Genomic DNA, 16,907 nt, shown 5'->3' on the forward strand with positions numbered 1-16,907 from the left:
TTATACATATTTAAGAATGTAAAGAATTTTAAAAAAATTTAAACAAGACAAACCAAAAAAATAGACCTTAAAGGTCTATTCAACAGTTATTGTATATCCATTTTTTGTATATATATCTATTATTTCTTCCCAAAGCTCTTGTATGCCAGTTTTCTTTAAAGATGATATAGGTATTATTTTTTCATCTGATAGATTAAGTTTTTTTCTTATCATAGAAAAATGCTTTTGATAATGTCCTCTAGATATTTTATCTGATTTTGTTGCTATAATCGTACAATCATATCCATAGTATTTTATCCAGTCATACATTTGTTTGTCTTGATCTGTTGGTTCATGCCTTATATCTACAAGTAAAAATATATTACAAAGCTCTTTTCTATCTTTTAAATACCTCTCCATTATTGCTCCCCATTGAGCTTGTTCTGTCTTTGATACCTTAGCATATCCATACCCAGGCAAATCAACAAAGTAAAACTCTTTGTTGATTTGATAAAAATTTATTGTTCTGGTTTTTCCCGGTGTTTGGCTTACTCTTGCAAATGATTTTCTATTTAAAAGAGAATTTATAGTTGATGATTTTCCTACATTTGATCTTCCTACAAATGCAATCTCTGGCATACCTTCATTTGGATATTGATCTTTATTTATAGCACTTACAACTAGTTGTGCATGTCTAATTTTCATTTTTTTCACCATTCCTAACTAATACATGTTCTAATACTTGGTCCATGCTCTCTACTAACACAAATTCCATATTTTTCCTTACATTCTCAGGTATTTCTTCTAAATCTCTTTTATTTTCTTCAGGAAGTAAAACTTTTTTAATTCCTGCTCTATATGCAGCTAAAACTTTTTCTTTTATTCCTCCAACAGCTAAAACTCTACCTCTTAAAGTAACTTCACCTGTCATTGCTACTAGATTATTAGCTGGAATTTGTGATAAAGCTGAAATAACAGCACTACACATAGTTATACCAGCTGAAGGACCATCTTTTGGTATTGCTCCCTCTGGAATGTGAATGTGTATATCCATTTCCTTATAGAAATTTGGATCTATATCGTATTTGTTGCAATTAGATCTTATATAAGATATTCCTGCTTGAGCAGACTCTTTCATAACATCTCCCAACTGACCTGTCAATACAAGTTTTCCAGTTCCCTTCATACAAGTAACTTCTATTGAAAGAGTATCTCCACCAACAGGAGTCCAAGCAAGTCCTGTTACTATACCTATTTCTGGTTTTTCTTTTGCTAACTGGAACTTAAATATAGGTTTTCCAAGATATTTTTCAAGATTTGATTTATTTATTCTTATCATTTTTAGATTTGGATTTTCTACATATCTTGTAGCTGCTTTTCTGCATACCTGTCCTATTTTTCTTTCTAAATTTCTAACTCCTGATTCTCTTGTATAGTAAGATATTATGTCTTTTATTGTTTCTTCACTTATTTTTAGAAAATCTTCTTTTAATCCATGCTCTTTTATTTGCTTAGGAAGAAGATATCTTGTTGCTATTTTAACTTTTTCTTCTTCAGTATATCCTGATATATCTATAACTTCCATTCTATCAAGAAGTGGTCTTGGTATAGTACTTAAGCTATTTGCAGTAGTTACGAATAAAACTTTAGATAAATCAAATGGTATTTCTAAGTAATGATCAGTAAATTCTTTATTTTGTTCTGGATCTAAAACTTCAAGCATTGCAGAAGCAGGATCTCCTCTAAAATCTGATGCCATTTTATCTATTTCATCAAATAATAATACAGGGTTTTTACTTCCTACTTCTTTTATTGCATTTATTATTCTTCCAGGTATAGCTCCTACATAAGTTCTTCTATGACCTCTTATTTCAGCTTCGTCTCTTACTCCACCAAGTGATACTCTGACGAATTTTCTATTTAATGCTCTTGCTATAGATTTTGCTATAGATGTTTTACCTACTCCTGGAGGTCCAACTAAACAAAGTATAGGTCCCTTCATAGATTTAGAAAGTTTTCTTATAGCAAGATACTCTAGTATTCTTTCTTTTACTTTTTCAAGCCCATAGTGGTCTTCATCTAATATTTTTCTTCCTTCTTTTATATCAAGTTTTTCTTTAGTTTCTTTATCCCAAGGAAGCGAGAATATAGTGTCTATATAGTTTCTTACTACAACTCCCTCAGCTGAAGAAGGAGACATTCTAGATAATCTGTCTATTTCTTTTGATATTTTTTCTTTTATTTCTGGCTTTAATTTTAGTTTTTTAAGTTTATTTTTGTATTCTTCTATTTCATCTAATGTCTCTTCATCTTCTCCTAGTTCTCTTTGAATAGCCTTTAGTTGTTCTCTTAAATAATATTCCTTTTGAACTTTATTTATCTGTTTTTTAACTCTTATGCTTATTCTTTTTTCTATTTCTAAAACTTCTATTTCTTCTAAAAGGATCTTATATATTTTTTCTAATCTTTCTTTTGGATCAAATATTTCTAATATTTCTTGTTTTTGACTAGGTTTTAGCAGTATGTTTGCACACATAGTGTCTACAAATCTATTTGGATCTTCCATATCAGATAAAGCTAATAATATTTCTGGAGATATTTTATTTCCTATATTTATGTATTCTTCAAATGTATCTAACACAGTTCTCATTAATGCCTGTAATTCTTTATCTATTTCTATTTTATCGTATACAGCTTCTTGTATAGTTACTTTGTAATATGGATCCTCTTGAATAACTTCTTTAATTTTTGCTCTTGATATACCTTCAACTAATACTCTTATAGTATCTCCAGGTAGTTTTAGCATTTGCTTTATTTTGCAAATGGTTCCTACATGGTAAAAATCATCTACAGTAGGTATATCTATTTCTGCTTCTTTTTGTGTTGTTAGAAATATTAATTGCTCATCTACCATTGCATTTTCTAGTGCGTTTATAGACTTTTCTCTTCCTACATCAAAGTGAATAACCATATATGGAAATACAGCAAGCCCTCTTAAAGGTATAAGCGGTAATGTATGCTCCTTAAATGTATAGCTTTGCATAAAATCACTCCTTAAATTGTGACTACTTTTTTAAATTAGGTATATAAAGATAAAGTTCATAATTTCCTATGTGTTATAAAATACTTATACTATTATATATTTCCCATAAAATTTTTTCAATATTATAGATTCTATTTATAATGATATAATAAAACTAAAAACAAGGGGGTGTAAAATTGCTTGAATTATTTGTTACTTTCTTAAAAATAGGTTTTTTTACTTTTGGTGGTGGATATGCTATGATTCCTATAATAGAAAAGGAGCTTGTAATTAATAAAAAATTAGTAAAGTCTGAAGAATTTTTAGACTATATATCAGTTGCTCAAAGTTTTCCAGGAGCTATTGCAGTAAATTTATCACTGCTTTTGGGATATAAACTTTATAAACTAAAAGGAGCTATTATTTGTCTTATAGGAATAGTTTCTCCATCTTTTATATCTATACTAATTTTAGCTTATTACTACAACTTAGTTAAAGATTCTAATGTTTTAAATGGGTTTTTCTACGGAGTAAGACCTGTTATTGTATCATTATTAATTTATTCGTTTTTTAATCTATCAAAAAAAATAGAGAAAAATAAGTTTAATATATTTTTTATAGCTTTATCATTTATATCTGTATCATTCTTAAATATAAATCCTATATTTGTTATTCTAATAGGAGGTTTTTTAGGCGTATGGATACTTTCAAAAGTTTAATAGATATATTTTTTTCATTTTTTAAAATTGGAGCATTTAGCTTCGGTGGAGGATACAGTATGCTTCCATTCATAGAAAGAGAACTTGTTTTATCTAAAGGGTTGATAACTTTTGAAGAATTCTTAGATATTCTAGCTATATCTCAAGCCTCACCCGGCCCTATAGCAATAAATTCTGCTACTTTTATAGGTTATAAGCATTTAGGAATTTTAGGAAGTTTTTTCGCTACATTTGGAGTTATATTTTTTTCATTAATATGTATAAGTAGTATATCTCCTAAAATAGAAAAATATAAAGAAAACAAATATATTTTAATGGCATTTAAATCTTTAAGGCCTATTACTATAAGTTTGATACTTTCATCTATAATTTCTTTGTTTTCTAAGAGCATAGTAGACTATTATTCTTTGATAATATTTTTATTGTCATCTATTTTATTATTTTACAAAAAAGTTCATCCTATATCTGTAATACTGTTATGTGGATCAATCTCAGCTATACTGCACAAAATTTTTTAATATAAAAAAGTCTTCTTTGAAAAATTAAGTATTATAAAAAAGGGCCTAAAGGCCCTTTTTTACGCACTTTCTCCTGAATTGCTATTTCCATCCTTAAGTAAAATTATTGGTTCTTTTCCTTCTCTTATCGTTTCCTTAGTAATTTTAACTTTACTTATATCATTTCTTGACGGAATTTCAAACATTACATCTAGCATTATACCCTCTAGTATGCTTCTTAATCCTCTAGCACCTGTATTTTTATCTATAGCCTTTTTAGCTACTTCTAAAAGTGCATCATCTTCAAATTCTAGCTCTACATTATCCATTTCAAATAACTTTTTATATTGCTTTGTCAAAGCATTTTTAGGTTCTTTTAGAATTTTTACTAAAGCAGCTTCATCTAATGAATCTAGTGACACAACTACAGGAACTCTTCCTATAAACTCTGGTATAAGACCAAATTTTAAAAGGTCTTCTGGTTGTACCTGTTTATAAAGCTCCCCTAGATTCATCTCTTTCTTACTTTCTATCTTTGCTCCAAATCCTAAAGATTTTTGCCCTACTCTTTTTTGAATTATTTTTTGAATACCATCAAATGCTCCACCAACGATAAACAGGATATTTGTAGTATCTATTTGTAAGAATTCTTGATGAGGATGTTTTCTTCCTCCTTGAGGTGGAACATTAGCTACTGTTCCTTCTAATATTTTAAGTAAAGCTTGCTGAACTCCCTCTCCACTTACATCTCTTGTTATTGAAGGATTATCAGATTTTCTAGCTATTTTATCTATTTCATCTATGTATATAATTCCTTTTTCTGCTCTTTCTATATCATAATCTGCAGCCTGAATAAGTTTAAGTAATATATTTTCTACATCTTCTCCAACGTATCCAGCTTCTGTTAAAGATGTAGCATCTGCTATTGCAAAAGGAACGTTTAAAATTTTTGCCATAGTTTGAGCTAAAAGTGTTTTACCTGAACCAGTAGGTCCTAAAAGTAAAATATTACTCTTTTGAAGTTCTACATCTTTAGACTTTTTATTTGCTCTAAATATTCTTTTATAGTGATTATAAACTGCTACTGAAAGAGCCTTCTTAGCTTGCTCTTGACCTATAACGTATTCATCTAGTATTTTCTTTATTTCTTTAGGTTTAGGAAGTTCTGTAATTTCTCTATCAAAAGAATCATCAAACTCTTCTTTTATTATTTCATCACAAAGGTCAACGCACTCATCACATATGTACACATTTGGTCCTGCTATTAATCTTTTAACTTGCTCTTGACTTTTGCCACAGAACGAACACTTAAGATGCTTTTTATCATCAAATCTAGACATTTTTACACCTCTCTGACATATATTTTGAAAGAAATTTTACTTATGGTCTGTTTGTAATAACTTCATCTATAATTCCATATTCTTTTGCCTCAACAGCTTCCATAAAGTAATCTCTTTCTGTATCCACCATTATCTTTTCAAGAGGTTGACCTGTTCTTTCTGATAATATTTTGTTTAAATTCTCTTTCATTCTTAAAATTCTCTCAGCATGTATTTTAATGTCTGTAGCTTGTCCTCTCATTCCACCTAATGGTTGATGTATCATTATCTCTGAATTTGGAAGAGCAAATCTTTTTCCTTTTGCTCCTGCTGCAAGTAAAAATGCTCCCATTGAAGCTGCCATTCCTATACAAATTGTAGATACATCTGGTTTTATGTATTGCATAGTATCATAAATAGCCATTCCTGAAGTTATGCTCCCACCTGGTGAATTTATATAAAGATAAATATCTTTATCTGGATCTTCTGATTCTAAAAATAAAAGTTGAGCTACTACTAAGCTTGCTGTAGTATCGTTTATTTCTTCTCCTAAAAATATTATTCTATCCTTTAAGAGTCTAGAATATATATCGTAAGACCTTTCTCCTCTTCCTGTTTGCTCAACTACAATAGGTACTAAAGCCATAAACTACCCCTCCTAGTTTCTATTTATACAGATACAGTAGCCATATGGCTACTGTAATATTATACCACCTTAGCGTTTTCTACTAACATATCAACTGTTTTTCTGATAGCTACATTTTCTTTTAGGTATTCTTTGTCTTCTTCTTTTAGTGTATTTTTAAATTTATCTAATTCCATTCTATACATAGAAGCCATATTTTCTATTTCTTTATCTAACTCTTCTTGAGAAACTTCTATATTTTCTACTTTAGTTATTTCTTCTAAAACTAATCCTGTCTTAACTCTTGTATAAGCTTCTTCTTTCATTTGTTCTCTTAAATCTTCTATTTTAGTATTTGTAAATTCTAAGTATTTTTGTATATCAAGTCCTTGATATCTTAGTTGATAGTCAAAGTCTCTAACCATGCTGTCTATTTGAGTTCTTATCATAGCTTCAGGTATATCTACAGTAGCATTTTCAACTACTTTATCTACTACTTTATCTCTTAGTTCCATTTTAGCTCTTTTTTCTTGATCTTCCATAAGTCTTTTCTTTATATCTTCTTTTAATTCATCTAATGTATCAAACTCGCTTACATCTTTAGCAAATTCATCATCAAGATTTGGAAGTTGTTTTTCTTTTATTTCTTTTATAGTTACCTTGAATAAAGCATCTTTTCCAGCTAAGTTTTCTGCATGATATTCTTCAGGGAAAGTAACATTTACATCTACTTCATCTGAAACATTTGCTCCTATTAATTGCTCTTCAAATCCAGGTATAAATGTTTTAGATCCTATTACTAGATTGTAATTTTCTGCTGTTCCTCCCTCGAAAGCTTCACCATCAACAAATCCTTTAAAATCTATGCAAACCATATCTTTTTCTTGAACTGGTCTATCTGTTACATTCACAAATCTTGCATTTTGATCTAACATTTGCTCTAATCTTTTATCAACTGCATCTTCCTCTAAAGTATATTCAATTTTTTCAACTTCTATACCTTTATATTCTCCTAATTTAACTTCTGGTCTTACTGTAACTGTAACTTCTAAAGTTACTCCTTCTTCGTTTACTTCTTTTATATCTACATTTGGTCTATCAACAGGCTCTAGATTATGCTCATCTAAAGCTAATTTGTACTCCTGAGGGAAAGCTATATCTAAAGCTTCTTCAAAGAATACTCCTTTTCCGTATCTTGACTCTATTATAGCTCTTGGAGCTTTACCTTTTCTAAATCCTGGTATATCAAATTTTCCTCTTAGTTTAAGATATGCCTTTTGTGTAGCATCTTCAAATTTTTCACTACTTATAGTAAACTCTAATGTTGCTTCGTTATTTTCTTTTTTTATTAATTTACTGCTCATATTTTTTCCTCCTATGTAAATAATTTTCTTATACCTATATTGTAACTTTTACATTATATCACATATAAAATTTTATTAAAAGATAAGTTATATATCAATCATTTCTTTCAATAAATTTACCAAATTTTTAAGTTTTTGTTATGGAGTTAATAATATAAACTAAAATCTTTACTTTAGGTTGAATCAGGATTATAATTATTCCATAAATTAACCTTAAGGAGATGAATTAAATATGTTTTCTCAGTCATTTATAGCTGTTTTTATATTTATTTTAACTTACGTATTTATAGTGTCAGAAAAAATAGATAGAACAGCTATATCTTTTTTTGGAGCTTGCCTTATGATTTTATTTGGTATAGTAACTCAAGAAGAAGCTATCCACTATATAGACTTTAATACAATAGGTCTTTTAATAGGAATGATGATAGTTGTAAGTATACTAAAAAGTACTGGACTTTTTCAATATATAGCTATTAAATCTGCTAAGATAGCTAAAGGAGAACCACTAAGAATTATAGTTATATTTAGTATAGTTACAGCTGTTTTATCTGCATTTTTAGACAATGTTACAACAGTGCTTTTAATAGCTCCTGTTACACTTGTTATAACTGATACTTTAAAAGTAAATCCTATACCTTTTTTAGTTCCTCAAATATTATCATCAAACATAGGTGGGACAGCAACCCTAGTTGGTGACCCTCCTAACATAATGATAGGAAGTTCTACAAACCTTAGTTTTTTAGATTTTATATTTAATACTGGACCTATATCGTTGATTATATTAATAGTAACTATATTTTCATTTAAGTTTATATATAAAGACAAACTTCATGTAACAGATGATGTAAAGCAAAAAGTATTCTCATTTGATGAAAAGTTAGCAATAAAAGATAAAAAACTTTTAGTTAAATCTCTTACTATTTTACTTTTAACTGTATTAGGTTTTTTAACCCATGAAAGATTTGGTCTTGAATCTTCTTCTGTTGCTCTTATTGGAGCTTCTATTATGCTTTTAGTAAGTAGATCTAAAGTTGAAGAAGTATTTCATGATATAGAATGGCCAACTATATTTTTCTTTGTATTTTTATTTATTTTAGTTGGAGGATTAGAAAAAGTAGGTATTATAGATAAGTTGGCATATTTTATAACTTCTTCTACAAAAAATAACTTGTTTTTATCTACTATTTTAATTTTATGGACGTCAGCTATTGCTTCTGCTTTTTTAGATAATATACCATTTGTTGCTACTATGATTCCTCTTATAAAAAAGATTGCTTTGCTATCATCTACTGATATAACTCCTCTTTGGTGGGCATTATCCCTTGGAGCTTGTCTTGGAGGAAATGGAAGTTTAATAGGAGCATCAGCTAATGTTATAGTAGCTGGTATGCTAAAAAAACATAATAACGAAATATCCTTTATAGATTATCTTAAAATAGGATTTCCTCTTATGATAGTATCTATAATTTTGTCTACTATTTACCTTATATTATTTTATCTATAAAAATACAAGTTATAAAAAAATGACCATGCGGTCATTTTTTATTTATTATCCTATTTTTAAAATATCCACCTCTTATTGTTCTAGCATCTGAAATAGTCATAAAAGCTGATTCATCATATTTATTTACATATCTTTCAAAGCTATTTAAGTCCTTTCTGTGAAGAACACTTTGTAATATGTGTATCTTTCCTTCTTTTCCATGACCTTCCATAACAGTTATCCCAAATCCATTTTCTCTTAGGTATTTTGAGAACTTTTCTACATCTTTAGTCGTAACTATTTGAACTATTAAAGTTCCAAGAGCCATTTTCTCTTCTATTACTACTCCAAGATAATTTCCTGTTGCAAATCCTAGCGCATAAGAAAGTACATTTCCTATATTGTTCATTCCACTTAAAACCTTATTTATAGCAAATACATATATAATTATTTCGAAGAATCCTATAGTTGCTGCAGTAAATTTTTTCCCTTTAACTACCATTATGGTTCTTGTAGTTGCCATTGAAACATCTAAACACCTTGCAAAAAATATAAATAAATATCCTAAAATGTACCCCATAACCGCTCCTTTTAAAGTATTATTTTATTTATATTTATATTTTCATAATCTAACTCCATTATAATAAAACTTCTATCTATGCTTCCTCTTGGAAGGGATATACTTCCTGGATTTAAAAATAAAATACCATCATGAAATTCATGTAAATACTCATGACTATGCCCAAATACTACTACATCTGCATTTAGCTTTTTAGCTTTATCTTTTAATTTTTCTATTCCATACTTAACACCGTATTTATGTCCATGGCAGATAAATATATTATAACCTTTAGTTTCAAATAAAATTTCATCTTCTGCTTCTTCGAAATCACAGTTTCCTACAACTCCAAGGGTTGTTATATTTGTTGTTTTGTGTATATATATTGAATCTTGAAAATTATCTCCTGTATGCAAAATTAAATCGCAATCATTCATATGCTTTATTGCTTTATCTATATAATTTTTATTTCTATGAGTATCTCCTAATATTCCTATCTTCATAGCAAGATCCTCTTTTCTAATTCAAGTTTCATTTTTTCCATTGCTTTTGCTCTATGGCTTATTCTATTTTTTACATCTTTTTCAATTTCTCCAAAAGTTTTGTCATATCCATCAACTATAAATATCGGATCATATCCAAAACCATTTTCTCCTCTTGGGCTTAATGCTATTTTTCCTTCACAAGTTCCCTTTACTGTAAACTCCTGTTTATCAGGGAATACAACAGCTATTGAAGATACAAATCTTGCACCTCTTTTCTCAAGAGGATAACCATTTAAAAGCTTTAATAGTTTTTCATTATTTTGTTTATCTGTAGAATTTTCTCCTGCAAATCTAGCTGAATAGATTCCTGGTCTTCCTCCTAATACATCAACCATAAGTCCTGAATCATCCGCTATTGATATTTTTCCTGTTCTTTTCATAATTTCTCTAGCTTTTATAAGTGCATTTTCCTCAAATGTACTTCCAGTTTCTTCTATTTTTATCTCTTTAAAACCAAGGTCATTTAGTGATAAAACTTTTATATTAAGTTCACTCAACATATTTCTCATTTCATTTAATTTGTGAGCATTATTAGTAGCAATTACAACTTCAATCTCTTCTCCTAATATAGCTTTTGATATTTCTCCTAATGCCTCTTTTTGTGCCTTTATTAGATTTTTGTTTCCTATCTGACCTAAATTTATAAGACAGTCTAAATCTTCTTTTGTAAATGGGAATTCTTCTCCTGTTCCTTGGATTTCTACAAATTCTCCTTTGTTTGTCATAACTATATTCATATCAACTTGTGCGTTTGAATCTTCTTCATAACAAAGATCTAATATTTTTTCACCGTTTACTATTCCTACACTAACAGCCGAAACAAAAGATGTTATGGGCATAGTTTTTATAACTTTATCCTTATAAAGTTTATAAACTGCATCTGCCATAGCTACAAAAGCACCAGTTATAGATGCTGTTCTCGTTCCACCATCTGCTTGTATTACATCACAATCTATCCATATAGTTCTCTCTCCAAGTGATTTTAAATCTATAACAGATCTTAATGCTCTTCCTATAAGTCTTTGTATTTCTTGAGTTCTTCCATCTATTTTTCCTTTAGATGATTCTCTCACTTTTCTTGAATGAGTTGACCTTGGTAGCATAGAATATTCAGCTGTAATCCATCCTGTTCCAGTATTTTTTAAAAATGGTGGAACTTTGTCTTCTATAGAAGCTGTACATATTACCTTTGTATCTCCCATTTCTATCAAAACAGATCCTTCTGCGTATTTTGTATAGTCTCTTGTTATAGTTATTTTCCTCAATTCATCGCTTTTCCTGCCACCGATTCTCTTCAAAAAAACCATCCTTTCTCATTCCATTTATTTACTGAATTATTATACACTAACTGCTTTATTATTAAAAGGTAAAACATGTAAACTACAAGACTTTATACAGCTCATCGCTTTGTGGTTGCAAAACAATCGTTTGCTGTTTGCCTTCTTTTAATATAATTTCTTTTTCTTTTGTAAACTCTCCTATTATAAAGTAGTCTATATTTTCTTTTTCAAACTCTGATTTTAATAAGTCTAGTTTATCTTTAGAAACTCCAATTATCATAGATCCGCTAGATATTAGTCTTAATGGATCTATTTTATAATGATCACACACTAATTTTGTAGATTTATGTATATATATTTTTTCCTTGTATATAGTGCATCCTAATTTATAAAGTTCACACATTTCCCATATAGCTCCTAAAACTCCACCTTCTGTAACATCGTGCATACAACTTACTCCAACCTTACCTGCTATTATCCCTTCTTTTACTACACTTATACTATCAAGGAGCTTCTTTCCTTCTTCTACAATTTCTTTTCCATATAACTGTTTAAGCTCTTGATATTTTTCAAAACATATTATACCTGTTCCTTCTATTCCAGCACCTTTTGTAAGTACTAGTATATCTGAAGGCTTTAAAGACTTTCTTTGCATGATTTTATCTTTCTTTTCTTTACCAACTCCAGTAGATGAAAGTACAATTCTGTTAACTGCACTTGTTATTTCTGTGTGGCCCCCTATAATATCTACATTAAGCTTTGCAGCTTCATTTGACGCATCTAACATAATCTTTTTGATTTCCTCTTCTTTAGTTCCAACTGGAGCCATTATTGTAAGCATTAATCCAAGCGGCTCTACCCCACTTGCTGCTATATCATTACATGTTATATGAACTGCAAGCTTTCCAATCTCCTCACTTGTTCCTGTGATAGGATCTGTACTCATTACACATACATATTCTCCAAAGTCTAATATTGCACAATCCTCACCTATATTAGGCCTTACAATAACTTCTTTTCTTTTTTTATTTAAGGTGCTGAAAATAATACTTTTAAGTTGATCTGATGTAAGTTTTCCTACTTGCATTTTAATTACCCCCTAAAAATTTAATACAATAATTATACCATTACAACAAGTTAAAAAAAAATATCCCTTAGGGATATACTAAGAAAAATACATATTAAATTGTTCTAAACTCATTATTTTATGATCTGAACAAATATATAAAATTTGTATATCTTCTTTTGATATAGGATGACATATCAAAACTTCTGCATCATATCCCTTTTTTAAATCTTTTCTAACCTTCAAATTTTCTTTGAAGCTAATAGATGTATCCCAATATTTTTTTAATATTCTTTCTCCATTTTTGTCCAAAAAACTTTTACAATTTTCAAACGTTACAGTATTTCTTAAAGCAAATGGCTCATATATTACATTTGCTAGATTTTCATTTGCAATCCAGCATCTTTCTTCATCTATATTCACAGATAAAATTGCACTATGAGAGTGAAAATTGTGGTCCTTTTTATAATTTAAACTTGCAAATATACACTTACTTCTCATAACCCAGGAAGGAATATTCTTTCCTTTAAATTTATCTATATAATCATGAAATCCCTTATACTTTGTATTATATGTTATCTTATCATCATAACATATTCCATTTTTTATTACTCTATCTAGATCATTTAAACTAACTATATGATATACTTTTTTTGTTTTTGTATAATCCTCAAATATGTATTCCATAAATCCTCTCCTTTCAAAAATAAATGGAGTCTATATAGACTCCATTTATTTTTTGCCTTTTTATTTTTCTATATACGCTTCATCATAGTAAACAAATCCAAGTGGAGATACTCTTACATCTTTCACGTAAGATTTTATCATTTCAGGATTTGTATAGTAGTATATAGGCATTACTATCATTTCTTCCATCATTAAGTCGTGTGCTTTATGCATTATTTCAAATCTAGTTTTTTCATCTGCTGAAGATTTTGCTTCATTTATCAATCTATCAAATTCTTCATTTTTCCAATGAGCATTATTGTTTCCGCTTGTAGAATACCACATATCTAAGAATGTCATAGGATCTACATAGTCTGCAAGCCATCCATGTCTAGCTATAACAAAATCTCCATTGTCTCTAGTTTGCTGGAATACTTTCCACTCTTGATTTTGAAGTTCTACTTCTATTCCTAAATTATCTTTCCACATAGCTTGAATAGCTTCTGCTATTGCCTTATGTCCTTCACTTGTATTGTATATAACTGTTAATTTAGGGAAGCCTTTACCGTCTGGATATCCTGCTTGTGCAAGAAGCTCTCTAGCTTCTTCAACTTTTGGTGTTAATGCTAATCCATAATCCTTAGCATTTTTATTAAAGTCTGATCCATCTGGCTCTGTTATTCCTTCAGGAACAAATGATAATGCTGGTATTTGACCACCTTTAGCTATAACTTCAACTATAGCTTTTCTATCTATTGCCATAGATAAAGCTTTTCTTACTCTTACATCGTTAACAGGTTCTTTAGTTGTATTAAATACATAGAAGTATGTTCCAAGATTTGGGAATATTTTAAATTCATCACTTTCTTCCATAAGTCTTGGTATTTCTTCAGATGGAACAGATTCTATATAATCAACTTCTCCTGATTCAAATGCAGCAAGTGCTGTAGAAGCTTCAGTCATAAAGTAAAAATGAATTCCATCAAGTTTTACCCTATCTTTATCATAATAGTTTTCATTTTTAACAAGCTCCATTACATCATTATGCTCCCACTTAACAACTTTAAAAGGTCCATTCGAAATATGAGTTTCTGGATTTAGTGCCCATTTTTCTCCATGAGCTTCTATTATATCTTTTCTAACTGGGAAATAAGTAGGAAATGCTGTTAATTCTAGGAAATATGGAGTTGGTGCTTCTAAAACAACTTCTAAAGTATAATCATCTAATGCTTTAACTCCTACTTCATCTGCACTAACTTCTCCATTATTAAATTTTTCCCCATTTTTAATATAATATAATTGATATGCATAGTCAGCTGCTGTAGCAGGATCTAAAGCTCTTTTCCAAGCATATTCAAAATCATGTGCTGTAACTTCTTCTCCATCTGACCATTTAGACTGTCTTAGTTTAAATGTGTAAGTTAGTCTGTCTTCTGAAACTGTATATTCTGTTGCTACTCCTGGAATTGGTTGATCATTTTCATCTAGTCTCATAAGACCTTCAAACGTATTAACAAGTATTATAGCTCCATCAACTGCTGCATTTAATGCTGGATCTATTGTTTCTGGGTCAGAACCTAGATTATGTCTTACTATCATAGGCTCTTTCTTTTCATTTTGTCCTGTGTTATTTCCTGAGCATCCAACTAAAGATGCTAGACCTAACACTACGACAAGAAGTAGTGAAAGTAGTTTTCTCACAAAATCTCCTCCCTTTTTAATATGTATTTATATAAAAGCTTTATTATAGCTTTTATATCTTGTTTATTTGTTAACTAAATGACAAGCTACACTATGATTTTCACTTACATTTACTAAACTAGGTTCATATTCACTACATATAGGCATTGCGTATTTACATCTTGTTCTAAATCTACACCCTGAAGGTGGATTTAATGGACTTGGAACATCTCCTTGTAGTATTATCCTTTTACTTGCTTTAGCAATATTTGGATCTGGAATAGGTATTGCTGATAAAAGTGCTTTTGTATATGGATGAATAGGATTTTTGTAAAGTTCATCACTATCTGTAATTTCAACTAATTTACCTAAATACATAACTCCTATTCTATCAGATATATGTTTTACCATAGAAAGATCGTGTGCAATAAATAAATATGTAAGATTTAGATCTTTTTGTAAATCTTCAAGCATATTTACAACTTGTGCCTGTATAGAAACATCCAGTGCAGATATAGGCTCATCTGCTATTATAAATTGTGGCTGTACTGCAAGTGCTCTAGCTATTCCTATTCTTTGTCTTTGTCCTCCTGAAAACTCATGAGGATATCTAGTTGCATGATCTGGCTGAAGTCCTACCCTTTGCAAAAGATCATGTATTATTTCAAGCCTTTCCTTTCCAGTTGCTATCTTATGTATATCTAGAGCCTCTCCTATTATATCTCCTACAGTCATTCGTGAATTTAATGATGCATATGGATCTTGAAATATCATCTGAACTTTTTTTCTAAACTCTTTTAACTGGTTTTGGTTCAACTTAGCTATATCATGACCATCAAATATTATTTGCCCTTCAGTTGGATCATAAAGCCTTATTATTGTTCTTCCCGTAGTTGATTTTCCACAGCCAGACTCTCCAACAAGGCCTAATGTCTCTCCCTTTCTAATATAAAAACTTACATCATCTACTGCTTTGACATACTGAACTGAGTTTTTAAATAAGCCTTTTTTTACAGGAAAATATTTTTTTAAGTTTTTAACTTCAAGTAATATATCTTGTTTATTGTTCATCTGTTTTTGCCCCCTTTAAATCCTTGTTTATAGCATCAATTACTGGAGCATCTTTATGAAGTAACCAACACATAGATCTTTGTGTTTGACTTACATATGTATAATTTGGTACTTTGTTTAAACATATTCTCATTGCATATTCACATCTTGGTGCAAAAGGACATCCTTTTGGAGGTTTTAAAAGATCTGGAGGAGATCCTATTATAGGAACTAATCTTTGCTTATCTTTTTTATCTGAAAGCTTTGGTATAGATTTTAAAAGACCTAATGTATATGGATGTCTAGGTTTATAAAAAATCTCTTCAACTGTTCCTTCCTCCATTATAAGACCACCATACATTACAATTACTCTTGAACAAACATCTGCTACAACTCCTAAGTCATGAGTTATTAAAATTATAGCTGTATTAAGTTTATTCTTTAACTCTTTCATTAATTCCAAAATTTGTGCCTGAATAGTAACATCTAGTGCAGTTGTTGGTTCGTCAGCTATTAAAAGCTCTGGTTCGCAAGATAATGCCATAGCAATCATAGCTCTTTGCCTCATACCACCAGAAAACTCATGAGGATACTGATTTATACGCTTTTCTGGACTTGGTATTCCAACTATCCTAAGCATATCGATAGCTTTTTTTCTTGCATCTTGTCTTGATAGTTTTTGATGTTTTATTATAGCTTCCATTATTTGATCTCCAATTGTATAAACTGGATTTAAAGATGTCATAGGATCCTGAAAAATCATACTTATCTTATTTCCTCTTATACTTTGCATCTGTTTTTGACTTTTTCTTACTAGGTCCTCACCATTAAACAATATTTGACCATCTATTATTTGTCCTGGATGTTGAAGAAGTTTCATTATAGACATAGATGTTACAGATTTTCCACTTCCTGATTCTCCTACTATTCCTAAAGCTTCCCCTTTATATAAATCAAAATCTACTCCTCTTATAGCCTTTACCTCTCCTACATGAGTAAAAAAAGATGTTTTTAAATTCTTTATTTCAAGTAATTTCTCTTTCACATTTATCC

Annotated in this window: 16 protein-coding genes; 3 read left to right on the plus strand and 13 right to left on the minus strand. The window is 29.6% G+C overall.

The genetic code is table 11. The features are described from left to right. Positions 1 to 75: 75 nt before the first annotated feature. Both yihA and lon read right to left on the minus strand, forming a co-directional pair. Positions 76 to 684, minus strand: coding sequence for a ribosome biogenesis GTP-binding protein YihA/YsxC (gene yihA / locus JWYL7_RS07245; RefSeq protein ID WP_066071082.1), 609 nt, complete (start codon positions 682 to 684; stop codon positions 76 to 78). Then, entirely contained in the window at positions 674 to 3,022 is a 2,349-nt protein-coding gene (lon, locus tag JWYL7_RS07250; RefSeq protein ID WP_066071085.1) for an endopeptidase La, read from the minus strand. The genes yihA and lon overlap by 11 nt, the downstream gene beginning before the upstream one ends. A 176-nt stretch (positions 3,023 to 3,198) precedes the next feature. Here lon and JWYL7_RS07255 point away from each other — a divergent pair, with 176 nt between their 5' ends. Together JWYL7_RS07255 and JWYL7_RS07260 are read left to right on the plus strand one after the other, a co-directional pair. Beyond that, positions 3,199 to 3,720: a chromate transporter gene (locus tag JWYL7_RS07255; RefSeq protein WP_066071088.1), complete on the plus strand. Its 522-nt coding sequence runs from the start codon at positions 3,199 to 3,201 to the stop codon at positions 3,718 to 3,720. Then, positions 3,699 to 4,238, plus strand: coding sequence for a chromate transporter (locus tag JWYL7_RS07260; RefSeq protein ID WP_066071091.1), 540 nt, complete (start codon positions 3,699 to 3,701; stop codon positions 4,236 to 4,238). Before JWYL7_RS07255 ends, JWYL7_RS07260 begins: the two co-directional genes overlap by 22 nt. A 59-nt stretch (positions 4,239 to 4,297) precedes the next feature. Here the strand turns inward: JWYL7_RS07260 and clpX are convergent, their stop codons facing one another. From clpX to tig, 3 genes are read right to left on the minus strand one after another with little or no spacing between them, the layout of a single operon-like run. Further along, the gene (clpX, locus tag JWYL7_RS07265; RefSeq protein ID WP_066071095.1) at positions 4,298 to 5,557 is read right to left on the minus strand and encodes an ATP-dependent Clp protease ATP-binding subunit ClpX; all 1,260 of its coding nucleotides are present in this window, start codon (positions 5,555 to 5,557) and stop codon (positions 4,298 to 4,300) included. Between the two features lie 40 nt (positions 5,558 to 5,597). Beyond that, positions 5,598 to 6,182 carry an ATP-dependent Clp endopeptidase proteolytic subunit ClpP gene (gene clpP / locus JWYL7_RS07270; RefSeq protein WP_066071098.1) on the minus strand — a complete coding sequence of 195 codons (585 nt, stop codon included), beginning with the start codon at positions 6,180 to 6,182 and terminating at the stop codon, positions 5,598 to 5,600. Between the two features lie 59 nt (positions 6,183 to 6,241). Then, a complete protein-coding gene (gene tig / locus JWYL7_RS07275; RefSeq protein ID WP_066071102.1) occupies positions 6,242 to 7,525 on the minus strand; it encodes a trigger factor in 1,284 nt (427 codons plus the stop codon). Positions 7,526 to 7,757: 232 nt separating this feature from the next. On the opposite strand from tig, the gene JWYL7_RS07280 reads away from it, so the two are divergent. Beyond that, positions 7,758 to 9,029, plus strand: coding sequence for an ArsB/NhaD family transporter (locus tag JWYL7_RS07280; protein WP_066071105.1), 1,272 nt, complete (start codon positions 7,758 to 7,760; stop codon positions 9,027 to 9,029). Positions 9,030 to 9,060: 31 nt separating this feature from the next. Here JWYL7_RS07280 and JWYL7_RS07285 read toward each other — a convergent pair whose 3' ends face one another. The 8 genes from JWYL7_RS07285 to JWYL7_RS07320 all read right to left on the minus strand — a co-directional run bounded on the left by JWYL7_RS07285 (position 9,061) and on the right by JWYL7_RS07320 (position 16,899). Further along, on the minus strand, positions 9,061 to 9,588 hold the full coding sequence (locus JWYL7_RS07285) for a DUF2179 domain-containing protein (RefSeq protein ID WP_066071108.1): 528 nt from the start codon (positions 9,586 to 9,588) through the stop codon (positions 9,061 to 9,063). An 11-nt stretch (positions 9,589 to 9,599) separates the two neighbouring features. Continuing rightward, complete coding sequence (locus JWYL7_RS07290; protein WP_066071110.1) at positions 9,600 to 10,070, minus strand: YfcE family phosphodiesterase; 471 nt, start codon at positions 10,068 to 10,070, stop codon at positions 9,600 to 9,602. Continuing rightward, complete coding sequence (rph, locus tag JWYL7_RS07295; RefSeq protein WP_066071113.1) at positions 10,067 to 11,419, minus strand: ribonuclease PH; 1,353 nt, start codon at positions 11,417 to 11,419, stop codon at positions 10,067 to 10,069. Before rph ends, JWYL7_RS07290 begins: the two co-directional genes overlap by 4 nt. A gap of 73 nt (positions 11,420 to 11,492) precedes the next feature. Beyond that, positions 11,493 to 12,479 carry an AIR synthase family protein gene (locus JWYL7_RS07300; RefSeq protein ID WP_066071115.1) on the minus strand — a complete coding sequence of 329 codons (987 nt, stop codon included), beginning with the start codon at positions 12,477 to 12,479 and terminating at the stop codon, positions 11,493 to 11,495. Between the two features lie 78 nt (positions 12,480 to 12,557). Further along, positions 12,558 to 13,145, minus strand: coding sequence for a hypothetical protein (locus tag JWYL7_RS07305; RefSeq protein WP_066071118.1), 588 nt, complete (start codon positions 13,143 to 13,145; stop codon positions 12,558 to 12,560). A 60-nt stretch (positions 13,146 to 13,205) separates the two neighbouring features. Further along, on the minus strand, positions 13,206 to 14,825 hold the full coding sequence (locus tag JWYL7_RS07310; RefSeq protein WP_331721827.1) for a peptide ABC transporter substrate-binding protein: 1,620 nt from the start codon (positions 14,823 to 14,825) through the stop codon (positions 13,206 to 13,208). Positions 14,826 to 14,888: 63 nt separating this feature from the next. Next, on the minus strand, positions 14,889 to 15,875 hold the full coding sequence (locus tag JWYL7_RS07315; protein ID WP_066071124.1) for an ABC transporter ATP-binding protein: 987 nt from the start codon (positions 15,873 to 15,875) through the stop codon (positions 14,889 to 14,891). After that, positions 15,865 to 16,899 carry an ABC transporter ATP-binding protein gene (locus JWYL7_RS07320; protein WP_066071127.1) on the minus strand — a complete coding sequence of 345 codons (1,035 nt, stop codon included), beginning with the start codon at positions 16,897 to 16,899 and terminating at the stop codon, positions 15,865 to 15,867. Before JWYL7_RS07320 ends, JWYL7_RS07315 begins: the two co-directional genes overlap by 11 nt. Positions 16,900 to 16,907: the final 8 nt, after the last annotated feature.

This window comes from Alkalithermobacter thermoalcaliphilus JW-YL-7 = DSM 7308, assembly GCA_001584565.1.
Lineage (GTDB): Bacteria > Bacillota > Clostridia > Peptostreptococcales > Peptostreptococcaceae > Alkalithermobacter > Alkalithermobacter thermoalcaliphilus.